Annotated in this window: 20 protein-coding genes and 1 other RNA gene; 19 read left to right on the forward strand and 2 right to left on the reverse strand. The window is 36.7% G+C overall.

Features of this window, described 5'->3' with window-relative positions; genetic code table 11:
• The 13 genes from tpiA to B5D59_RS10905 all read left to right on the forward strand — a co-directional run bounded on the left by tpiA (nucleotide 1) and on the right by B5D59_RS10905 (nucleotide 13330).
• Entirely contained in the window at nucleotides 1-765 is a 765-nt protein-coding gene (gene tpiA / locus B5D59_RS10845; RefSeq protein ID WP_078817923.1) for a triose-phosphate isomerase, read from the forward strand.
• The gene (gene gpmI / locus B5D59_RS10850) at nucleotides 755-2281 is read left to right on the forward strand and encodes a 2,3-bisphosphoglycerate-independent phosphoglycerate mutase (RefSeq protein ID WP_078817925.1); all 1527 of its coding nucleotides are present in this window, start codon (nucleotides 755-757) and stop codon (nucleotides 2279-2281) included. The genes tpiA and gpmI overlap by 11 nt, the downstream gene beginning before the upstream one ends.
• A gap of 12 nt (nucleotides 2282-2293) precedes the next feature.
• Nucleotides 2294-3589: a phosphopyruvate hydratase gene (gene eno / locus B5D59_RS10855; protein WP_078817927.1), complete on the forward strand. Its 1296-nt coding sequence runs from the start codon at nucleotides 2294-2296 to the stop codon at nucleotides 3587-3589.
• A gap of 120 nt (nucleotides 3590-3709) precedes the next feature.
• On the forward strand, nucleotides 3710-3937 hold the full coding sequence (secG, locus tag B5D59_RS10860; protein ID WP_009498255.1) for a preprotein translocase subunit SecG: 228 nt from the start codon (nucleotides 3710-3712) through the stop codon (nucleotides 3935-3937).
• Between the two features lie 61 nt (nucleotides 3938-3998).
• Entirely contained in the window at nucleotides 3999-4745 is a 747-nt protein-coding gene (locus B5D59_RS10865; protein WP_078817928.1) for an alpha/beta hydrolase, read from the forward strand.
• A gap of 48 nt (nucleotides 4746-4793) precedes the next feature.
• Nucleotides 4794-7139 (forward strand): ribonuclease R, encoded by a 2346-nt coding sequence (rnr, locus tag B5D59_RS10870; RefSeq protein WP_078817929.1) that lies wholly within the window; start codon nucleotides 4794-4796, stop codon nucleotides 7137-7139.
• 46 nt (nucleotides 7140-7185) lie between these two features.
• The gene (gene smpB, locus B5D59_RS10875; protein ID WP_078817931.1) at nucleotides 7186-7653 is read left to right on the forward strand and encodes an SsrA-binding protein SmpB; all 468 of its coding nucleotides are present in this window, start codon (nucleotides 7186-7188) and stop codon (nucleotides 7651-7653) included.
• A 93-nt stretch (nucleotides 7654-7746) separates the two neighbouring features.
• Nucleotides 7747-8108, forward strand: a transfer-messenger RNA (tmRNA) gene (ssrA, locus tag B5D59_RS10880).
• A 164-nt stretch (nucleotides 8109-8272) separates the two neighbouring features.
• Nucleotides 8273-9247 (forward strand): tyrosine-type recombinase/integrase, encoded by a 975-nt coding sequence (locus B5D59_RS10885; protein WP_078817932.1) that lies wholly within the window; start codon nucleotides 8273-8275, stop codon nucleotides 9245-9247.
• A 152-nt stretch (nucleotides 9248-9399) separates the two neighbouring features.
• Nucleotides 9400-9843, forward strand: coding sequence for a helix-turn-helix domain-containing protein (locus B5D59_RS10890; RefSeq protein ID WP_425441351.1), 444 nt, complete (start codon nucleotides 9400-9402; stop codon nucleotides 9841-9843).
• Between the two features lie 194 nt (nucleotides 9844-10037).
• Complete coding sequence (locus B5D59_RS10895) at nucleotides 10038-10265, forward strand: hypothetical protein (RefSeq protein ID WP_078817934.1); 228 nt, start codon at nucleotides 10038-10040, stop codon at nucleotides 10263-10265.
• Between the two features lie 192 nt (nucleotides 10266-10457).
• Nucleotides 10458-12290 carry an AAA family ATPase gene (locus B5D59_RS10900; RefSeq protein ID WP_078817935.1) on the forward strand — a complete coding sequence of 611 codons (1833 nt, stop codon included), beginning with the start codon at nucleotides 10458-10460 and terminating at the stop codon, nucleotides 12288-12290.
• Nucleotides 12287-13330 (forward strand): hypothetical protein, encoded by a 1044-nt coding sequence (locus tag B5D59_RS10905; protein WP_078817936.1) that lies wholly within the window; start codon nucleotides 12287-12289, stop codon nucleotides 13328-13330. Before B5D59_RS10900 ends, B5D59_RS10905 begins: the two co-directional genes overlap by 4 nt.
• A 292-nt stretch (nucleotides 13331-13622) precedes the next feature.
• On the opposite strand, the gene B5D59_RS10910 is transcribed toward B5D59_RS10905, so the two are convergent.
• Nucleotides 13623-14798: a site-specific integrase gene (locus B5D59_RS10910; RefSeq protein WP_078817937.1), complete on the reverse strand. Its 1176-nt coding sequence runs from the start codon at nucleotides 14796-14798 to the stop codon at nucleotides 13623-13625.
• 103 nt (nucleotides 14799-14901) lie between these two features.
• The gene (locus B5D59_RS10915; protein WP_078817939.1) at nucleotides 14902-15156 is read right to left on the reverse strand and encodes a MerR family transcriptional regulator; all 255 of its coding nucleotides are present in this window, start codon (nucleotides 15154-15156) and stop codon (nucleotides 14902-14904) included.
• A gap of 543 nt (nucleotides 15157-15699) precedes the next feature.
• Between B5D59_RS10915 and B5D59_RS10920 the strand changes: the two genes are divergently transcribed.
• From B5D59_RS10920 to B5D59_RS10940, 6 genes are all read left to right on the forward strand, one after another.
• Nucleotides 15700-16458 (forward strand): helix-turn-helix domain-containing protein, encoded by a 759-nt coding sequence (locus tag B5D59_RS10920; RefSeq protein WP_078817940.1) that lies wholly within the window; start codon nucleotides 15700-15702, stop codon nucleotides 16456-16458.
• Nucleotides 16459-17259: 801 nt separating this feature from the next.
• On the forward strand, nucleotides 17260-17583 hold the full coding sequence (locus B5D59_RS10925) for a hypothetical protein (RefSeq protein ID WP_078817941.1): 324 nt from the start codon (nucleotides 17260-17262) through the stop codon (nucleotides 17581-17583).
• Between the two features lie 266 nt (nucleotides 17584-17849).
• Nucleotides 17850-17987: a hypothetical protein gene (locus B5D59_RS18220; RefSeq protein ID WP_176132558.1), complete on the forward strand. Its 138-nt coding sequence runs from the start codon at nucleotides 17850-17852 to the stop codon at nucleotides 17985-17987.
• A 55-nt stretch (nucleotides 17988-18042) separates the two neighbouring features.
• On the forward strand, nucleotides 18043-18615 hold the full coding sequence (locus B5D59_RS10930) for a hypothetical protein (RefSeq protein ID WP_078817943.1): 573 nt from the start codon (nucleotides 18043-18045) through the stop codon (nucleotides 18613-18615).
• Between the two features lie 603 nt (nucleotides 18616-19218).
• Nucleotides 19219-20532, forward strand: coding sequence for a metallophosphoesterase family protein (locus B5D59_RS10935; protein WP_078817945.1), 1314 nt, complete (start codon nucleotides 19219-19221; stop codon nucleotides 20530-20532).
• Nucleotides 20533-20550: 18 nt separating this feature from the next.
• Complete coding sequence (locus B5D59_RS10940) at nucleotides 20551-20970, forward strand: hypothetical protein (protein WP_078817946.1); 420 nt, start codon at nucleotides 20551-20553, stop codon at nucleotides 20968-20970.
• The last annotated feature ends 662 nt before the right edge of the window (nucleotides 20971-21632 follow it).

Raw genomic sequence — 21632 nt, forward strand, 5'->3', positions numbered from 1 at the left:
TTGAGAAAACGTATTATTGCAGGAAATTGGAAGATGTATAAATTATCCAATCAAGCTGCAGATTTTGCTGAACAAATCAAAGAACGAATCACTACATCTGATAAAGTGGAAGCGGTCATTTGCCCACCTGCACTTTATGTAACAGACTTGCTGCAGCGTTTTGAAACGAGCGCTGTCAAAGTAGGCGCGCAAACGATGCACGATACGGATGAAGGAGCATTTACCGGGGAAATCAGCCCGGCCATGCTTGCAGATCTCGGTGTGCAGTATGTCATACTTGGACACTCAGAACGTCGTCAGTATTTCAATGAAACAGATGAAACGGTCAACAAAAAAGTAGTGGCTGCACACAAACATCACCTTGTGCCGATCGTATGTGTCGGAGAAACGTTGGAACAACGAGAAGCGAAGGAAACGGTCTCGATTGTTTCCGCTCAAGTGGAAAAAGCATTTGCCGATGTCACGGCAGAACAAGCAAAAAAATCCGTCATAGCCTACGAACCGATCTGGGCTATCGGAACAGGAAAGACCGCTACTGCTGAAGATGCCAATGAAGTGTGCGGCGCGATCCGCCATAAAATAGAGACCATCTACTCAAAAGAGGTGGCGGACGCTATCCGCATCCAATACGGCGGCAGTGTCAAACCGGAAAACATTGCTGAGTTACTCAGCAAAGACCATATTGACGGCGCACTAGTTGGGGGAGCGAGCCTAGATCCGGAAGCATTTGTTCAATTAGTGGAGGCTGGAACTCATGTCGAATAATCCAGTCGCGCTCATTATTTTGGACGGCTTTGGATTGCGTGACGAGAAATACGGAAATGCTGTTGCGCATGCCAACATTCCAAACTTCGATTTGCTGTGGAAGAATTTCCCTCATGCTACGTTGACAGCGTGTGGGGAAGCGGTTGGTCTGCCGGAAGGACAAATGGGAAACTCTGAAGTGGGTCATTTGAATATCGGGGCAGGACGCATCGTTTACCAAAGTTTGACGCGTATCGATAAGTCCATTCGCGAAGGCGAGTTTTTCGAAAATGCGGCATTGCTTGAAACAATGGAACACGTCAAGACCAATAATTCCGCGCTTCACGTGATGGGATTGCTGTCCGACGGGGGCGTACACAGCCACTATGAGCATTTATTCGCGTTATTGAAACTAGCTAAACAACAAGGTGTCGAACGAGTTTACTTGCATGCGTTCCTCGATGGACGAGACGTTGGGCCGACGACAGCCATCCCTTATATCAAACGGACAGAAACAGAGATGAAAGAAATCGGTGTCGGACAAATCGCGACAGTTTCCGGCAGATACTATGCAATGGACCGTGATAAGAGATGGGATCGTGTTCAAAAAACGTATGATGCGATCGTTTACGGCATCGGAAAACATGTAGATTCTGCTGAAGAAGGAATTAGCGCGTCGTATACCGAAGAAATACATGATGAATTTATTGAGCCGTTTGTGGTACAACAAGATGGTAAGCCAATAGCTACTGTCGAGAATGGCGATGCAATGATTTTCTTCAATTTCCGTCCAGACCGTGCGATTCAACTGTCGCGTGCTTTCACACAGCCAGGTTTCGACGGTTTTGATACGGGTGTCAAGAAGTTCACCGACTTACATTTCACCGGCTTCACTCATTATAGTGAGGATGTGGTGGCGGATGTCGTTTTCCATAGCGTCAATCTAACGAAAACGGTCGGTGAAGTATTAGCGGAACGCGGTAAACGGCAATTGCGAATTGCGGAAACGGAAAAATATCCACATGTGACATTTTTCATGAGTGGCGGCCGTGAGGAAGAGTTTGAAGGGGAGACCCGGATCCTCATTAATTCACCTAAAGTAGCGACTTACGATTTGAAGCCGGAAATGAGCGCGTATGATGTAACATCCGCGTTGATTAAAGAAATCGAAGCAGAGCGGCAAGATGCGATCATTCTAAACTTTGCCAATCCGGATATGGTCGGGCATAGCGGAATGCTTGAGCCGACTGTCAAAGCGATTGAGACGGTGGATGAATGTCTAGGACGAATCATCGATGCACTATTTGCAAAAGGCGGGTCAGCAATCATCACAGCGGATCACGGAAATGCGGATGAAGTCACTACGATCGGCGGACAACCTATGACGGCACATACGAAAAATCCTGTGCCTGTCATCGTGACACAGCCGGACGTGACATTGCGGACAGACGGTATTCTCGCAGACTTAGCGCCTACCTTACTCAAAATGCTAGGAATTCCTCAACCGGTTGAAATGACCGGCAAACCATTATTCTAAGGAGAGATCATCATGCCAATCATTACACATATTCAAGCTAGAGAAGTATTAGACTCACGAGGTAATCCAACTGTAGAAGTAGAAGTGTTCACAGAAAGCGGTGCATTCGGACGTGCAATCGTTCCGTCCGGAGCTTCCACAGGTGAATACGAAGCAGTTGAATTACGCGATGGCGACGAGAATCGCTACAATGGAAAAGGTGTTTTGAAAGCTGTTGATCATGTGAATGAAGTGATCTCTTCAGAACTTGAAGATAACTATTCTGTTTTGGATCAAGTAGTGATCGATAAAGCATTGATCGAATTGGACGGTACATCAAATAAAGGCAAGCTCGGTGCAAATGCAATCCTGGGTGTATCCATGGCAGTCGCGCATGCAGCTGCAGACTATTTAGATCTTCCCCTTTATCAGTATTTAGGTGGTTTCAACTCGAAACAATTGCCGGTACCGATGATGAATATTTTGAACGGTGGAGAGCACGCAGACAATAACGTCGATATCCAAGAGTTCATGATCATGCCTGTCGGCGCGGAATCTTTCCGTCATGCATTGCGCATGGGAACTGAAATTTTCCACAGCCTGAAAAGTGTATTGCATGAAAAAGGCTTGAACACAGCGGTTGGTGACGAAGGCGGATTTGCCCCGAACCTAGCTTCAAATGAAGAAGCTTTGACGACGATCATCGAAGCGATTGAAAAAGCGGGCTACAAAGCAGGCGAGGAAATCTTGTTGGCAATGGACGTAGCGTCATCTGAATTCTACGATAAAGACCAAAACAACTACTACTTGGCAGGAGAAGATGTTCGTAAAACATCTGAAGAAATGGTTGCTTGGTATGAAGAACTTTGCGAAAAATATCCGATCGTTTCGATTGAAGACGGTTTGGATGAAAACGACTGGGCTGGCCATAAACTATTGACGGAGCGTATCGGTCAAAAAGTACAGTTGGTCGGGGATGATTTATTCGTAACAAATACGGATAAACTATCACGCGGAATCGAAGAAGGAATCGGTAACTCAATCCTCATCAAAGTGAACCAGATCGGTACATTGACTGAAACATTCGACGCGATTGAAATGGCGAAGCGCGCAGGCTATACAGCTGTAATTTCTCACCGCTCCGGTGAATCCGAAGATGTGACGATCGCAGACATCGCAGTCGCTACGAACGCGGGACAAATTAAAACAGGTGCTCCTTCACGTACAGACCGTGTAGCGAAGTACAATCAATTGCTGCGTATTGAAGATCAATTATTTGAAACAGCTCAATATTTAGGCAAAAAAACATTTTATAACCTCAACAAATAATCGAACTAGCAAGCGTCATCTGGCACAATTTGCATCTGGATTATGATAAAAGGTTGTGCCGATGACATAGCTTTGTTAAAATAGAAATGTTGTGACTTGCTATTTTGGGGGTGGAAAAACATGCATGCCGTTTTAACAGCATCGCTTGTAGTCGTAGCTATAGCATTAATTGTTGTCGTATTATTGCAATCCGGTAAAAGTGCGGGACTGTCAGGAGCCATCTCCGGAGGGGCAGAACAACTTTTCGGTAAACAAAAAGCACGCGGATTGGACTTAGTTCTTCAACGAACTACGATTGTCCTATCTGTATTATTTTTTGTCTTAACAATAGCGATAATGAAAATATAAAAAGCAAGCGCCTGACCAAGTTTGAACGGTCAGGCGCTTTTCGTAGAAAGGATCGAATGACATGCGAATCGCACAACCAAAACCGTTTTTCTTTGAACATGGGAAACGTGCTGTATTACTTTTGCACGGCTTTACGGGGACATCCGCAGATGTTCGGATGCTCGGCCGATTCCTTGAAAAGCATAATTATACTTCATTGGCACCACATTACCGAGGACATGGCGTACCGCCGGAAGAATTGATCAAGACCAATCCTGATCAATGGTGGGAAGACGTCCTTGCAGCTTACAATCAGCTAAAGGACGCAGGCTACAAAGAAATCGCAGTGGCCGGACTATCTCTTGGCGGTGTGTTTTCATTGAAGCTCGCGGCCGAATATCCGCTAAAAGGCATCGTCACGATGTGTGCGCCGATGACAATGAAAACGACAGATCTCCTGTATCAAGGCGTTCTGAAATATGCACGGGACTATAAAAAGTTCGCGGGCCAAAGCGATGAACAGATAGAGCAAGAGGTAGCGGATTTGAAAACAAAGTCGATGCCGGGACTGAACGATATGCGCCCGCTGGTGGAAGGTGTTCGTAAAGAAGTCAATCAAATTTACACACCGCTTCTTGTTGTTCAAGCAACTCAGGACGAAGTGATCGATCCGAATTCGGCTCAAATTATTTATGATGAAGCAGAATCCACCGACAAAGAACTACAATGGTATGAAGAATCGGGACATGTCATCACGCTCGGTCCAGAAAAAGAACAGCTTCACGAAAAAGTGCTGCAATTTCTGGAATCACTTGATTGGCAGGAGTAAAAACAGGGGAAGATACAAATAGTAGGTAAAGAAGGAGGAGATGTTTGTTTGGACGCATTTGAAAAAGAGTTACAAGACCGGATTTTGTCTTTAGTGAAAGCAGAATCCTACAAACCGCTCACAGTTCATGAAATTCAGGAAGTGCTCGGAATAGAGCAAGCAGCAGAATTTAAGGAACTTGTGAAAATGCTCGTACAGCTTGAACAAAACGGAATTATCGTTCGCTCACGCACGAATCGCTACGGCTTGCCGGAACAGATGAATTTACTTCGCGGTAAATTTATTGGTCATGCGAAAGGATTCGGATTCGTCGTACCGGAGGAAGTGGTAGGGGACGATGTCTTCATCCCGCCTCATGAAGTGAATGGTGCCATGAATGGCGATACGGTACTTGTCCGGGTTGCTGGAGATTCACATGGAGACCGCCGGGAAGGCGTCATTACGAGAATCGTTGAAAGAAAAACGACGACTGTGGTTGGTACGTATGTAGAAAGAGATGGATATGGCTTCGTATTGCTTGATGATAAAAAACTTCCAATGGACGTTTTTGTCGAAAAAGGAAATACGCTTGAAGCCGTCGATGGTCATAAAGTAATCGTCGAAATCACGCACTGGCCGGACAACACCCAGTCCGCAACGGGCATGATTGTGAAAATCCTCGGTCATAAGAATGATCCCGGAGTCGATATTTTATCCATCATTCATAAACATGGAATCGCCGTCGAATTTCCTCAAGAAGTAATAGACCATGCAATGAGTGTACCGACGACTGTACAAGAAGAGGATTTCTTCAAACGTAAAGATTTACGCAACGATATGACGATCACAATTGACGGAGCAGACGCAAAAGACTTGGATGATGCCATCGCTTTAGTGAGAGACGACGACGGTTCGTATCGTTTATTCGTCCACATATCAGACGTAAGTTACTATGTAACCGAAAATTCCCCGATGGACGCTGAAGCGGCAGACCGCGGAACGAGCGTCTATTTGACGGACCGTGTGATCCCGATGCTTCCACACCGTTTATCGAATGGAATTTGCTCATTGAATCCAGGTGAAGACCGTCTGACGTTGACGTGTGAAATGAAAGTGGACCAGAACGGTAAAGTGGTTGAACATGAAATTTATCCGAGTGTCATTAATTCGAATCATCGAATGACGTACACGGATGTATATGAAATTATCGATAACCAAGATGAAGAGTTGTCGAAGAAGTATGAAGAAATCGTGCCGATGCTCAATGATATGGCAAAGCTTGCAGCAATCCTCCGTCAGAAACGACAAGATCGCGGCGCTATTGACTTTGATTTCAAAGAATCTAAAATCCTCGTGGATGAAGAAGGTTGGCCGACAGATGTCGTCATCGTCGAGCGTACCGTTTCGGAACGATTGATCGAAGAATTCATGCTGATTGCCAATGAAACGGTAGCAGAGCATTTCCACTGGCTGCAAGTGCCATTCCTCTATCGGATACACGAAGATCCGAAAGAAGAGAAATTACAACGCTTCTTCGAGTTTTTGACCAACTTCGGAATCGTGGTCAAAGGGACAGGCAACCAAGTCCATCCGCGCGCATTGCAGGAAATCGTCGAATCGATTGAAGGCCTTCCGGAAGAATCGGTGATTTCGACGATGTTGTTGCGCTCCATGCAGCAAGCGAAATACTTTGAGGAAAGTCTCGGACATTTCGGTTTATCGACGGATTACTACACGCATTTCACCGCACCGATCCGAAGATATCCAGACTTAATCGTGCACCGCTTGATCCGGACATATTTATTCGAGAAGGACTTGTCACAAACGACGATCAGCCACTGGTCCGCACGCTTGCCTGAAATCGCACAGCACACGTCTGAACGTGAACGCCGTGCCGTTGACGCAGAACGTGATACGAATGCGTTGAAGAAAGCACAGTACATGATGGATAAGATCGGAGAAGAATTTGAAGGTGTCGTGTCATCTGTCACGAATTTTGGAATTTTCGTCGAGCTCGAGAATACGGTAGAAGGACTGGTCCATGTACAAAACATGAACGACGACTATTATCGTTTTGACGACCGCCAAATGATCATGATCGGCGAACGGTCAGGCAAACAGTTCCGCATCGGGGACGAAGTGGAAGTGCGTGTAATTTCGGTAAAGCCGGAAGAACAGGCGGTCGACTTTGAAATCGTCGGCATGAAGCAAAATTTCCGCGGTTCACGTAAAGAAACGCCAAAAGTGATTCATTCTGGCGGCAGCAAAGGTAAGGGCCAAGGGCAGAAACAAGCTGCTGGCGGCAGTCGCGGCAAGAAAGACGGCGACAAACGCAACAAGAAGTACGAGAAGCCGAAGAAGAAATTTTACGAAGGCATTCCGAAGAAATCTAAGAAGAAACCAAAGAGAAAATAAGGCTGGAGGAAGTTGCTCCGGCCTTCCGTCGGGGGAGGAGTAAAACATGGCTAAAGGATCCGGTAAAGTACTCGCTATCAACAAAAAAGCGAACCATGATTATGCAATTGAAGAGACGATTGAAGCAGGAATTGTGTTAAAAGGAACGGAAATCAAATCAATCCGCAAAGGGAAAGTGCAGTTGCGGGATGCATTTGTTTTAATCCGGAATAATGAAGCATGGATTTCCAATATGCACATCAGCCCGTACGAACAAGGGAATATTCACAATCACGATCCATTGCGTGCAAGGAAACTCTTGCTGCACAAAAAACAGATCAGTACATTGGTAGGGCAGATGAAACAAGATGGGTATTCAATCGTACCGCTGAAAATGTATGTGAAAGACGGTTTTGCCAAAGTATTGATCGGCGTCGGTAAAGGGAAGAAGCTCTACGACAAACGACAGGACTTGAAAGAGAAAGAACATAAGCGTGATATGGCGCGGGCATTCAAATCAAAGCAACAAGATTGATTGAGAGCGCGAATTATTGTATACTATAAATAGTTTCAAGTACGACCCGCCATTTGAAAGTGACAAATGGATGTGGGTTCCGGACTTTCCTTCGGGGACGTTACGGATTCGACAGGGGTGGTCTGGGCTTGAGCTGCGCGTCGGAGGGATCGTCTCCGTCAGAAACGACAGTTAATAATAACTGGCAAAACAAACAACAACTTAGCATTCGCAGCGTAAGCTGACTGAATCTACCTTTCGTTTCCATCGCTCATGTGGAGGCGTCAGGTTCACTTATTAGTGAGCTACGCTGACATCTGCCTCCTGAGGCTGTCAGAAGAGATTCCCAGGATAGCACACAAGACGCCTTGATTGACGGCATAATGCTGTGCGAACCGAAAGTAGTCAATCTACACGCGTAGACGCTGAAGTAGCAGAGCCTTTGGACGTGGGTTCGACTCCCACCGTCTCCATTTTGTAAACCACTGTGAATGCAGTGGTATCAACGGTTTTAGAGCTTAGGGGTATTGAACGGGAGTTGAACTCTTGTTGAATATCCCTATTTTCATCCCTACATATTTTAAATAGAATTTTTGTTCATAGACCTTCTAATTCAACTAATGAATTGGGAGGTTTTTTTATGTCTAGAAGTAGAAAGCATGGAGTGTTTGCAGTGAGTGGTGATGTGGTGGTATTACCGTCTAAAAACAATGAGAAGAAGCGAGAAAGCTTAACAATCAGTTCCGCATTAGAAACTGTATTTCAGCAAATGAGGATTTCGGGAAATCGTCAAAGAACGATTGAAAGCTATCAATACATATTTGAACAGTTCGTGACTGTGAACAATTTGCAGTACGTTGAGGATATTACAGTAGAGTCTATATATCACTATTTAGATATTCTAGAAGTAAAGCCGTCAACGAAGTTAATCCGTTTAAAGTCAACGAAAGCTGTTCTTAGCAAGTTTTTTAACAACGGTTGGATTAAAGAGAAGTTTTGGAATAACATTCATATCAAAATTGATAAAGAAGTTAAGAAAGGTGCAAATGAATCGGATATAGATAAGTTATTGGAATTGATTGACCAAAGCTCATTTATTGGTTTTAGGGATGCGGCGGCGATTAAGTTAATGTACAAGACAGGCATTCGTATTCGCACGTTAGGAGAGTTAAGGGAACGTCATATTGACTTTGAAAATATGTGCTTAAGTTTAGCCGGTTCTACTCTTAAAAATCACAAATTCTTAAAGTTACCAATTGATGATGAACTAGCAATTATATTGAAAATGTTAATCAAATTCAATGAGGGCATTAGCCGCCACTTTGAAACAGATAATAGAAATGTATTTATCACTCAAAATGGTTTAGCAATGAATACAAGCAAATCATCTAACTGTGCCATTTCTAAACAGTTAAATAAATACGCAAAACGATTCGGATTAGAAAATATCAATGCACATGCTATTAGAAGGGCTTATGCAAAGAACCTACTGAATAAGGGGGCGAGTATCGCACTTATCAGTAAAGCATTAGGTCACTCCGATTTAGCGGTTACAACACAGTATTTAGATATTGATATAGAAGAAGTAGCAACCAACTTGAGAGACTTTTTATAATTGTATGTCCTAAAATGTATGGGAATTGCAAGTGGTTATGTGGATAGGATATTTCCTATTCACTTTTTTCTTTGGAAAAAAACAAAAATGAATGTCCTAAAATCACTTTGAATTGCAAGTGACTTCTTGAGGTGGAAAGAGAGGTGAATAAAATGATTACACCAAAACAATCATTATCTACACAAGGTGTCACCAAACGGTTTGAAAAAGTCTCTACTAATATTTTCTATTATGTTCAGCTAGGTTTAATCAAGCCATTTGATATTGCTGTATATGTGAAATATCTGGAATTGTTTAATGAGGAATATGGCTATGCTTTCCCAACGATTTATCAATTAGAGGATTATATGAATTGTAGCCGTCAGAGTATTGTATCTGCAAATAAGCGATTAGTAGCGGCTGGACTACTAATAATAAGAAAGCATAAAAATAACAACAACATATATTTTCCGTTACAACCACATACCAACGAAGATTTAGCTAAACAAGTACCACATCTTTTAATTAAATTAGAAAAGCGGCGAGAAAAGATTTATTCATTAGCGACAAAGGACAAATTTAGATTAGAAGATTTATTTGAGAACCAAAGTCACTAACACTTGTGATTAACAAAAACTGTGACGAATAAATTTAGATTCTTAAGCATGTAAATTAGTCTGTTCAATAGTCCAAAATACAACCGTTATACAGACTTAATACACAGACTTAGATATACAGACTTAAATATATCTGATAAATAAAATACTAATATTAGCTATTCTATTAGCTATCAATAAAGGGAGATTAAATAATGATATACTCAAAAGAAGAACAAGAAACTACAATCAATATTATGGAATGTACTGGGGAGATTATGATGTATTCATGTACCCCGAGAATCATTAGCCAAATGATGAAAGTGGCAGCAAAGCATAGATTACCGATAAATGTAATTGATGTGGTGGATAGCAAACCACAAGCAGCAGAATTGATAGTAGATGAATTCAGTTTTGTAACGACTATAATGGGAAATGTATAAAAGTAGTTGTGTGAAATTGTGCAATTTAAAATACACGAATACCCCCTATACCATGGGGGACGGGGGGATGTGGGCGATGTCTGGTAAGTGCACAATATACGAGGTAAGTGGAAAACTTTTTATGCACAATAAAAAATCAATAACTGTTGTATAATAAAGTTAGAAATTTACAATAGTTATTGGGGGATTAAAATGAAAATTGCATTTGTATGGATAAACAACTACAAAAAATTAAAAAACTTTCAGACTAACTTTACATCTAAATATAATATTAAATTTAAAAGTAATAATTTGGATATTGATAAAAACAATCAATATATAGAAAATTTTTTCAAGGTAAATGGCAGTGAGATAAAATTAGAAATATCGGCTATTGTAGGTGAGAATGGAACAGGAAAGTCATCTATATTAGATTTTATTCAAAACTATATGGAAAAAGTTGAATTTAATACAGATTTTATTATAGTTTTTGAAGTGAATAATGAATTAGTGATTGACACAAATCTAGAGATAAAAGTTACTAATAAAGAAAACTACAATATAAGGATTTCCAACAATAATGCAAATTTTAATTTTTATGATAATTATTTATTAGACCATATAACATTGTTTTTTTCCAATGTGTTTGATGTCAGGTATCTTGAAAACGAAAAAAAATCATTTATTGCAGATGAGACAGTAACTCTAAATGCAAGAAATATTTCTACAAATGCGTTATTAAATAATTTTGATGGACCGGATGCATTTTTAAATAGCGAATTTAAAAAACAAATTTTCTTTATGAACGCATTTAAAGAAAAGTTACAAATTACAGACATAATTGATATTCCAGAAGATATTTATTTGGAGACAAATAATTTCTCTGATGAATTAGATACTTTGTCTTATGAACTATCTGATTTTATAGAGGAATTTAATTATGAGAAAGTTAGCAACTTGTATTTTGATATTGGTTTAAGAAATAATTTTGGAGAAAAGTTTACTGTTAGAATCTTACAAAGGTATTGTATTGATGTTGCATATCTATTAAAAGGGAATGGATTGAAAGATACCTTAATAATATCTGCCTTTAATAAAGGGAAAAAAAGTAATGATGTAATTACGATGATAACCTCTACATTGATAAAACACTTTGAGAAAAAGTCGAAGTTATCTGTAAAAGGTAAAATTATGAAAAAGTTGAATGACATTCAAGAAAATTATTTAAAGTTAATTGTCGCATTTAATGAACTTGAATTATTTGAAAATGAAAAGGGGATATATATTTTAACTACTCATAAAAAGACCGAAGCATTCTTGAATGTATATAAATCTGGTTTTTATAACAGTAATCTATTTTACTTCTATTGGTCTAAATTAAGTAGTGGTCAATATAGTTTGCTAAATTTATTCGGGAGATTTTATGACTCCCTTTTACAAATTGAACGTGATTTTGAAGATTCATTATATGATGAAGAGGCAGAAGAATTGAATTATGAAGTGAAGTCTTACTTACTTTTAATTGATGAAGGAGACTTATATTTTCATCCACAATGGCAAAAAGATTGGTTATTCTATTTTATTAAATTGCTAGAGTTGATATTTAAAGGAGAAGTTCAAGTCATATTAACAACACATTCACCACTAATACTAACTGATTTTCCAAATTGTAATGTAACATTCATTTCAGAGAGTAAAGCTATTACTATAAATAATGAATTAGAGGGAAGTGTTAGGACGTTTGGTGCAAATATAAACGAGTTATTTACAAATTCATTTTTTATTAGTGATGGACTAATAGGTAAATTTGCTAAATATAAAATAAATGATTTTGCCAAAAAGCTTTTAAATTCTGAACCTGATGAAGTTTATAGAGAGAGAGAATTTTATAAGAATTTTATTGATATAATTGGAGAACCTTTTGTAAAAAATAAACTTTTACACATATATAATGAAAAAATGAATTTGTCATCTACTTTTAATATAGAAGATAGAATTAGGTTTTTAGAGGTAGAAATACTAAAGCTAAAGAGTGAGAATAAATGATAAGCTTAAATATAGATGTAAGGGTATTAAGTTTACATAAAGATTTTGTTTTTGGCGATAATAAAAATAAGAAGTCTAGATTATATAAAAAACTTGAAGGCCTTTATCATGAGGAAAACAATAGATTTTGCAGAAATGTATTGAAACTCATTAGAGAGAGATTGGAAATTATTTTAATTGGAGATATTTATGAACTAGATAAAATTAAAGATGTTTATTTATATCTCCTTAACAGTATTCCTGATACACAGTTACGTGATGATTTATACGAAAAAATAAAAAATGTTTTCCATCTAGAATATAAACACTTTTATTATGCAAGAAAATGGAATGCGTATTTATATCAAAAACAATTAGAATTAACAATCTGTCCTTATTGTGGTACTCAATTTATTTTTTTATATGAGTCTGATAATGGACGAACTAGAGGTACTTTAGACCACTTTTTTGATAAGGCTACATATCCAATACTAGCAATTTCGATTTATAATCTAATACCAAGTTGTAAAGTATGTAATTCAGATTTTAAAGGGATAGAAAAAGTTGATTTGAAAACGCATTATACTCCTTATGAGAAAGATATTATTCAATTTATAAACTTTAAAAGAGAAATCATTAAAGAAAAAAGTGATGAAATTTCTTCTGCAATTGAAAAGAAAATAAAGGAATTGAGTTATTCTGATGATATTGATTACGTTGCAGTATTGTTAGGTGAGGATGAGGAATTTAATATAAGGATTGACTACTCTAATGCACCAGAGGATAAAGCAAAAAAGATTAAAGGAAATCTAAAACTATTTCAGATTGAAGAAGTTTATAATACGTTTCATAAACCATACGTTCAAAAAATCATTAGAGATGCAACTATTTATAATTATATTTATAAGCAACAATTATTAAATTCTTTTCCCGTAATATTTAATAGTTTGGATGAGTTGAAAGATTCTATTATTCCAAGTATAAATGAAGATAAAAATCAAATCTTGGGGAAGTTGACAAGGGATATTGTTGAAACAGAAATTAAACATCTAACTTTTTAAAAATAGCTTTAAAATATGTTATAATAATTTAAAGTAAGGTCTTTGAACCAAGTTCGTAAATATGTAATACTCCCTAGCGAGTAAAACCTTGATATATCAGTATTTTCAAGCATAGATACTAAAATATGCGAGCCTTTGGACGTGGGTTCGACTCCCACCGTCTCCATATATAGAAATCAACGGATTTCATATGGTATCAAAACCCTTGTATATCAAGGGTTTTTTATTTTGCCCTATGTCATCTGATTTCATTGAATATCAATCGAACGTAGTCAAAAACGTAGTCATCCATCTACATCTCAATATAGTTGGAAAACTTCAGTATTGCTTCTTCCTTCGCCTTCTTCGTAACGTGTGCGTAGATGTTCATAGTCGTTTGTACATCACTATGTTCTAAACGATCTTGCACTTCCTTCAAACTAGCACCCGCCTCAAATAACAATGAACAATGTGTGTGACGTAAACCATGTGTTGTGATTGTGCCTAGCTTGTATTTATCCTGTACATGCAAAATCCACTTACGAGTTTTTGTGGGCTGCATGTATTCGTTGTGCTCATTGCTAAATACAAGTCGCTTTGGTTGCAACGAATTAAAGCCCAGCACTAAACAATCTTGCTTCTGCTTTTTCTTCCACACTTTTAGAACAGCCATTGTTTTGTCGTCCATTTTGATTGTACGAGCAACACCTGTTTTTGTAGATTTCACATATAGCTTGTTATCTTTACCTCGTGAAAGGGCTTTGCTAATACGTAGTTCGTTTGTTGTGAAGTTAAGGTCATTCCACGTAAGAGCTAGTGCTTCACCCTTACGCATCCCGCTAAACGCTAGTAATCGGAATAGGGCATATGCTTTGTAGTTACTTTCTTGTTCTAAGCATGATAGGAACTCAATAAGCTGCTCACGTGTGTAGAAGTTCTCCGCCTCATCGTCATCATCATTTACAATAGCCTTCTTAGAGGCGGTGGCGGGCATATCTACGTGTGCAAATGGATTTGTTTGTATATAGCCACGTTTAATCGAAAAGTCTAGCACCTTCGCAGCATACGCTTTTGTCATGCGGAACTTCTTTAACTTCGCCGCCCACTCATCCACATGCTTCTGACATACATCAACATGTATCTTTTCTATTTTATAAGCACCCATTGAAGGTAGAATATGATTTTTGAAGATGCCTGTTGTTTTTACAAATGTGCTTTCCTCAACAGTCTTTTCATATTGCTTTACCCATAGGTCGTAAATTTCTTGATACGTTTCAGCACGTTCTTGTTGGTACGTACCGTTTGCAACATCTAGCTTAATACGAGCTAATGCTAATTCCGCTTCCTTACGTGTTTTAAAGCCACGTTTCATTGTGCGCTTCTGTTTACCAGTAAGCGGATCAACACCTAAATAAGCTGGGAACTCGTATCGTAAATCACCGTTTTTAAGCTTGTAACTTTTGATTGGTGATACTTTTTTCTTTACCATGATAATTCCTCCTGAATCAGTTGCGGGGGCAAATGATTAAAGAGAGGATGTACCTCTATCGATATTATAACCGAATCTAGTGGTAAATCCTCTTGTTTAACAACTAAAAGCTATGATCTTGTAGGAAACGATCAATCTCCTTATGTGAGACACGCTTTATCCCTTCTATTTCGCACACTTGCAATCCCATTTCACGAAATTTAATAAATGTGTTGTAAGAGACTCCAGCGTATTTAGCGCCGTCTTTTAATGACAGCCAGCCGCTCTCAATGAATTGATGCTGTGCGGCTAGTAATGCCTTATGAACGGCCTTAGTTACAATGTCCTCTATATCTGTGTTCATTAATTCTACATTCATTTGTAATTGCTCCTCTTCATTTAATCCCCGCAATGTTTTAATTGCTTCTGTTGATTTATACGAGGATCGAAATGGAGAGTTAAATAGAAAAAGAATAATAATATGTTCGATAGAAACGGTTCCAAATTAACAACATGTAATAGTGGTAAATTTAATATAGATAAATTGAGTGTCATTTCCAAAAAAATGATTTAATTATTGCAAAATAGCAAGACCCCAGTCTAAACGGAAATGCGCTTAAATTTATAACATCTATAAATAAAAATAGTAGTTTTATTAATGCCTTTATAATTACCCCCCTATACCTAGATAATAGGGTACTTTAGTTATGTTTCGTGGGGAGCATTTAATACCGTTAGGAAATTTATTGTGAAGTGTGGTGTGGAGTTATTATGTAATTTCAAGATGAACCAATTTTTAATTAATTAACGATTAAGTAATCCTCTCGTATAAGGATATCGTAGGCATCGAAAGTTGTAATGCCAAAAAGGGAAGCTTTTTATAAGCTATAAACCCAGAAAAAATTATTCGGAGGTCTTATTTATGAAATTAGTAGATTACTTGAAAAAGATAAATGTAGGTGGAGATATTAAAACTGCGGCTAATTTGGGGTATGTATATACTCCAAATAGTATTCGACGCTGCCTAAGACTTGGTCAGGAGGAAAAACTTCTATTCTTCGAAATATTTAGTCTATATAATGAGGAAAGGAAGTGTGCTTTTCCTACACAACAAACCTTAGCTATGTATTTGGGGGTTAGTTCTTCTTCAGTTAGTAAAACACTAAAAAGGCTTGAAGAAAAAGGGTTTATTCAATCTTTTGGGAGGAAGGGGAAAAAGAAAAGGTACGTTCCCCTAATTAGCCTTCATAGCAATCCCTATCTAATTTTAAGTGAAACTTTCCATTTTGCTACAAAAGTAATTAACAAGGTAATTCCTGAAGAAATTAGTGGTGATTGGGGTAATAAATTACTCCAGTTTGTGAATGTGAATAAAAAGGATGAGTTTACCGAAAGAGACCCATACGGCCTTTTAGTAATTAACTTCAATGAAAATACTTCCACGGAACAGTTTCTCAATTTAATAACTGAACATGTTAACCAATCGTTTTCAATTATACTTGAAGTTAATTGGAAGGAAGAAATAGCCGAAAATAAAAAACGTCATGCGGATAGAAAAGAAGGGAAAAAGAAATCATTATCTTCTTACCAAGGTATGAAGAATAGTAGTTCTTCATCATCAAGTCTAGATGAAAATGCTCAGCTCCAGCAATGGATGTTGGATATGGGAATTGAAGATTGAGTTATTGAGAAGTTGTTTATAATGACAACTTCTTTTTCTTTCTTTTATAACATACATAAGTTCATATTCGATATATGGTCGTGCATTTTTGAAAGTGGTATTGAATATTTGAAGACCTAACTTTCCAAAATTCAAACATACTAATATCACCTATAAATATCATTTATATAAATAAGATAACCAATTTTTAATACTACAACTTTTACACATAATAAAGGAATAGATAAGAAAAACTAAACAACGAAATATGCTCAACTTAAGATTTAACCTAATCTCTAGTGAAGGTACCTTACTGGGGGAGCCGAGGCAATAAGACTGGCAGTGGATTTCCGCTAGGTTTATCCGGAGAGGTATCCTTAAGCGCCAAACATTGCTAGGAATTTCTTAGTTCAATACATATAGTAATTAAATCTGTATTTAATTCACCTCGTATATATTCAAGAGCACGAAGTATAGTTAGTGAGTAATGAATTTACCCTGCACTTTTTCGATATCTATTCAAATTACTTAGCGTCGCTACCATTGCTGCTCAAAAATTATGGTGCATGGTGCAGATTTAGCATGGAGATGCAACATACCACAACAAGTACCCCCCCTGGTGCGTTATTGTCTAATACAAAAGAATAAAAGCTCTGTTTACTTTAAATGTGATTCACACAGCTTTTATAGAATAGATCAATGATGATTAATCAATCACTGCTCTTCCCTATTAATATCTTAGTGGGGGGGGATATAATATTTAGTAAGTATATTATTATTGGTTTATCTATATGATATTTTAATAGGGGGGTATTATATGCCTTGGTGTTTAGATACTTTAAAAGTAATAGGAAAAGAACAGCAGAAATGTCGAGCTTATGTAGTTTTGAATTTGACATGGCTTCCGAAGAAGATGTGTTTTTGGTTGTAAATAAGGAGCGAGATGAAGTGATAAATACTTTGACCTTTAAGCAATCGACTCTTGATAAAGAGTTATACGGTAAAGAAGATACCGTACAATTTATTAAAGTGAAAGATGATGGTGTTTTGGATCATCTAAGGCCTGAAGATATCAAACTTATTTTAGATAAATACTTTGAAAAAACAAAACAAAAGTTAGCAATTTTACAGAACTATAAATATTGATTATTAGCATGAAGAGTAACCATTAATGGAAGCTCTTTTTTTATTGGTTCAAATGAGTTTGGGAATATTTCAGTTACAAGTCATGGTTTGAATGGAGTGGGACCCCGCCTCTGTTCAAAAGAATGTATTGATGAATAACAATGAGATGAATTGCTAGCACAGCATAAACAGATTAAGGAGGTTAGGATCGTTTATGGCGAAGAAGATAACAAATGATAGGAAAAAGGGTATAATAGAAGAAATAAGCCATTACAGGAGGACTGTCCATGCCTAAGAAGGATGATGAAGATAATAAAGCAGCATTAGCATTTAAAAAAGCTGATAGAAAAGACAAAATTCAAGCAATCTACAAAAAGGCAGTAAAAGTTAACGGGAAGTCCTTAGAGAAGCTTAGCAAGAACTAATGAATCAAGAACCCATCGAAGAGGTGATATATCTGAAATGAGGGGGGAGTTTAGCATGAACATAGAAGATTTATACAGATTGGTTGATACTGTTCCTGCAAGCGAATGGGCTAATGTTGCAAGGTATCTTAAGGTGAAAGCAATAACTAGCGAAGTACCAACTGATGACGAAATTGAAGCTATTAGACAAAGGTATGCGAATGGTGAATTTTACAGATATGCAACCATTGATGAGCTGAGAGCAGGATTCCAAAAAGTGAACGAAATGATTATGAATAGAAATGAATTCAATGAAGTATTTGAAGTAACAGTATCGGAAAAAAGATGGGTAGCCTTAAAAACGTACTTGAGAGACTTGAATCAACCAGAAAATATGCCGACTGCAGATGAAATTGAGATTTTTAGGTTATACGATATAGAGAAGAACAGTCCGGATTATGTGACGTATTCACTTGAAGAGGTAATGAGATGTTATATTGACGGTTGTGAAGAAGCTAGTGTGGAAAAAGTGAACAGAGAAGACATGCTTCAATCCATAGACAGTATGTCTGATGAACATTTAAAACTTGTAAGCGACTATATTATGAAACTTAGTGAAGATGAAGGACTAGACATAGACGCAAAATGACCAAAAGATAAAGTGGCTATTCCTAAAGTTAAGGGGAGTACCTACTTTATTTTTATATATTTTACTTGCATGGCTAGAGGTAGTAACTTCAGTGATTCGGATTGAGCTAATACATCACCGCCCATAACACCGATTATGGGCGATGATGTACTTTCTGTAATAAAACTATTAATTGTTGAAAAAAGCAATGTAAATGTAGATCTCAAAGCTGGGACAGGCACAAATGGATTTAGAGCGTAAGATTAAAATGCCTATTGTAGATTATTGGAGGGGGATCACCAATCGGAATTAGATAGTACATTTTTATTACTGGATTTGATGAATATTCTTATAGAGTTGATAAAGATAAATTAGTTGGATGGTTATTAACAATAACTAGAATAATTTTTTCTTCTTCACCCATTATTTTGTTGTTTAGTATATGTTTAGTGATTCAAATTAAACCGATAACTATAAAAAATATTGAAATACCAAATGCGTATTGCGTATAGAAGAAGGGGAATTTGGGAGCAATGTAGAATATAAGGATTAATACAGTTGTTAAAATTTTAAATAATATAGATTTTTTAAAACTAATTTTAATAATACTTTGAGGTGCTAAACATGCATTTACGCTTTTTACATATATCTGATATTCATTTTCAAGTTGAAAATTATCAATCTAAAAGAATGAGGATGACTCTGTTAAAAAAACTAAGTGATTTAAATAAAGTAAATCCATTTAATTTTGTACTCTTAACAGGAGATTTATCTCATCAAGGGCAGGGTTTTAACAAAACTCAAATGGATTTTTTGGAAGGAATTTTACAAACACTTGATTTATCAAAAGAGCAAATATATATTATTCCTGGTAATCATGACATCAGCAGAAATGATGATAGAACTAGTATTTTAAAAGAAATCTCGGAATCAAAAAATCCTTCTAACACATTAGATGAATATCTTCAAGATGAGGATAAAAAGTCTGGAATTTTGAGTAGTTTTGATGCTTTTTCAGCCTTTCATTTTGATTTTTTTGAAAAAAAATATCCTTTAAATCAAATTCACTATTTACTTCAAACAGAAAATTATAATATCGTGCATATAAATACATGTCTTATTGCAAATAGAGCTGGAGAAGAAGGGACATTACTTATTGGGAAGAATAATTTATATGATTGTTTATCTAAGCTGGGTTTAGATAATAATAAATTATCTATTGCGATTGGTCACCATACATTGGAATGTATGATTGATAGTGATAGAAATGCAATTTTAAATTTATTTGATGATTTTAATATTGACATGTACCTTTCTGGTCATGTCCATAGAGCAGCATACAATATAGAAGCAAATCATTATAGTAATCTTTTAAATATTGTAAGTGCTGGAGTGCACTCCGATGAATATTCTTTAGGAGGTTTCGGCGATTTTTTAATCCAGAATGAGATTGCTATAATTACTCAATACATTTGGAATGAAGAACATGAATATTGGACTTTAAATAATACGTTAGGTAGAAAAATGGAAAGTGGTGTTTTGGAGTATCGTATCCCAAAATTCTCAGTTGATGTCAATGGACTAGAAGCTGAAATAGACAATAAAAAAGATGCAATAAAAAGAGAATTAAGTGAACTGTTTTTAGAAAATGAACGGATTTTTAAGCAATATGGACCATTTAGCATTACAGCTTTGAATATCTCAGGTTCAGAAATTGCATATATGTGGAAAGAAATGTGTATTACTGATATTATTCCTAATAATGATAAAACTCTTGAAATACTAGAAAATAATAAAGAATTAATATCAGATGACAAATTATTTATTCTTGATTTATATAAGAATCATATAGAAGGGTTTAAAATAAATCATTTATCTAAACATAAAAGTCCCGATGTTCCTACTTTTCCCAAAGAAATACTAACAATACTTGACTAAATTTGGAGGTGCTTTTTTATGGGTGAAGAAGGTAGATACGAAAAAAAACCCAGACCAGATAGTATTAAATATTTTTTAAATGCTATTGGTCGGCATGATAAAGTGCAGAAAATTGAACAAATCGAAGAACAGCTGTTTAAAATTTCTAAAACGAATGGAAGAAATATTTCGGTTCACTTAACAAATATTTATATTGTTAGTGAAGCGGAAGTTATAGATATAATGTCAGGTCATGATCATATTGACGCTATTGTTACAATCAGCAATTGGAATAGTTACTCAGAAAGTGGAAAAGAAATTGCGAAAGCTAACAAAATTGGTTTATTTCTTATGAATGAGTTTATGGGGGCTTTAAATTTTGAAGGAAACTTTTTCATTGATTACCTTACTCCGTGGCAGCGTGAACAACTTAAAAAAGGAAAACGTTCTTTATTCTAATTTAGATTTTTACCTTTTTGGTTCATTACTTTATACTAATTCACCCAATGATATTGATTTAATAATAGTTTATAATAAAGACAAAATATCTATTCAAGATATACTTCTTTTGAGAAAGCATTTGTATTGTTCTTTTTTTAATGAATTTAAAATAACTTTAGATATTACCTTATTGACTAAACAAGAAGAAAAAAGTTTAAACTTTATCCAAACAGAGAAAGCAATATCATTACTTTAAACTAGAAAAAAAGGGTTTTAATTAAAAGTTAACCAAAAGAATGAAAAAGGAGATGGAATGTTCTATTTTTTTATTTTTTTGAATACATCATACTATTGAAGGTGAAGAAAACAACCGCAGGCTATTTGCATTATTTTATAATTGAAATGAATGATAAGACAAAGAAAAACGAAAATAGAATGAATACATGAGCCTTCTGTTGTAAGATGTATGACTTGAACGAGATAAGACAAAAGTGAAAGCAGTGCAACTATTTGCGAAGCAGGAGCAAATTCTAAAAGAGTAAAAAATGGGTGAAAAAACTTTGTCTCCGTAAGATTTTTTTCATTCCACGGTCGAAACCACGGTCAAAGATTTTTGTTAATTGTAAGAACCCTTATAAACACTATTGTTTAAGCACCTTGTAGGGATAGATGATCGACTT

This window comes from Sporosarcina newyorkensis (assembly GCF_900167515.1).
In the GTDB taxonomy this organism is placed as follows: domain Bacteria; phylum Bacillota; class Bacilli; order Bacillales_A; family Planococcaceae; genus Sporosarcina; species Sporosarcina newyorkensis.

Coding starts and splice junctions, on each gene's coding strand:
- B5D59_RS10930 (WP_078817943.1), top strand. CDS start 18,043: ATGAACATAGAAGATTTATACAGATTGGTTGATACTGTTCCTGCAAGC.
- B5D59_RS10905 (WP_078817936.1), top strand. CDS start 12,287: ATGATAAGCTTAAATATAGATGTAAGGGTATTAAGTTTACATAAAGAT.
- B5D59_RS18220 (WP_176132558.1), top strand. CDS start 17,850: ATGCCTAAGAAGGATGATGAAGATAATAAAGCAGCATTAGCATTTAAA.
- B5D59_RS10915 (WP_078817939.1), bottom strand. CDS start 15,156: ATGAATGTAGAATTAATGAACACAGATATAGAGGACATTGTAACTAAG.
- eno (WP_078817927.1), top strand. CDS start 2,294: ATGCCAATCATTACACATATTCAAGCTAGAGAAGTATTAGACTCACGA.
- B5D59_RS10895 (WP_078817934.1), top strand. CDS start 10,038: ATGATATACTCAAAAGAAGAACAAGAAACTACAATCAATATTATGGAA.
- B5D59_RS10900 (WP_078817935.1), top strand. CDS start 10,458: ATGAAAATTGCATTTGTATGGATAAACAACTACAAAAAATTAAAAAAC.
- B5D59_RS10890 (WP_425441351.1), top strand. CDS start 9,400: ATGATTACACCAAAACAATCATTATCTACACAAGGTGTCACCAAACGG.
- B5D59_RS10940 (WP_078817946.1), top strand. CDS start 20,551: ATGGGTGAAGAAGGTAGATACGAAAAAAAACCCAGACCAGATAGTATT.
- smpB (WP_078817931.1), top strand. CDS start 7,186: ATGGCTAAAGGATCCGGTAAAGTACTCGCTATCAACAAAAAAGCGAAC.
- gpmI (WP_078817925.1), top strand. CDS start 755: ATGTCGAATAATCCAGTCGCGCTCATTATTTTGGACGGCTTTGGATTG.
- B5D59_RS10920 (WP_078817940.1), top strand. CDS start 15,700: ATGAAATTAGTAGATTACTTGAAAAAGATAAATGTAGGTGGAGATATT.
- B5D59_RS10865 (WP_078817928.1), top strand. CDS start 3,999: ATGCGAATCGCACAACCAAAACCGTTTTTCTTTGAACATGGGAAACGT.
- B5D59_RS10910 (WP_078817937.1), bottom strand. CDS start 14,798: ATGGTAAAGAAAAAAGTATCACCAATCAAAAGTTACAAGCTTAAAAAC.
- B5D59_RS10935 (WP_078817945.1), top strand. CDS start 19,219: ATGCATTTACGCTTTTTACATATATCTGATATTCATTTTCAAGTTGAA.
- B5D59_RS10885 (WP_078817932.1), top strand. CDS start 8,273: ATGTCTAGAAGTAGAAAGCATGGAGTGTTTGCAGTGAGTGGTGATGTG.
- secG (WP_009498255.1), top strand. CDS start 3,710: ATGCATGCCGTTTTAACAGCATCGCTTGTAGTCGTAGCTATAGCATTA.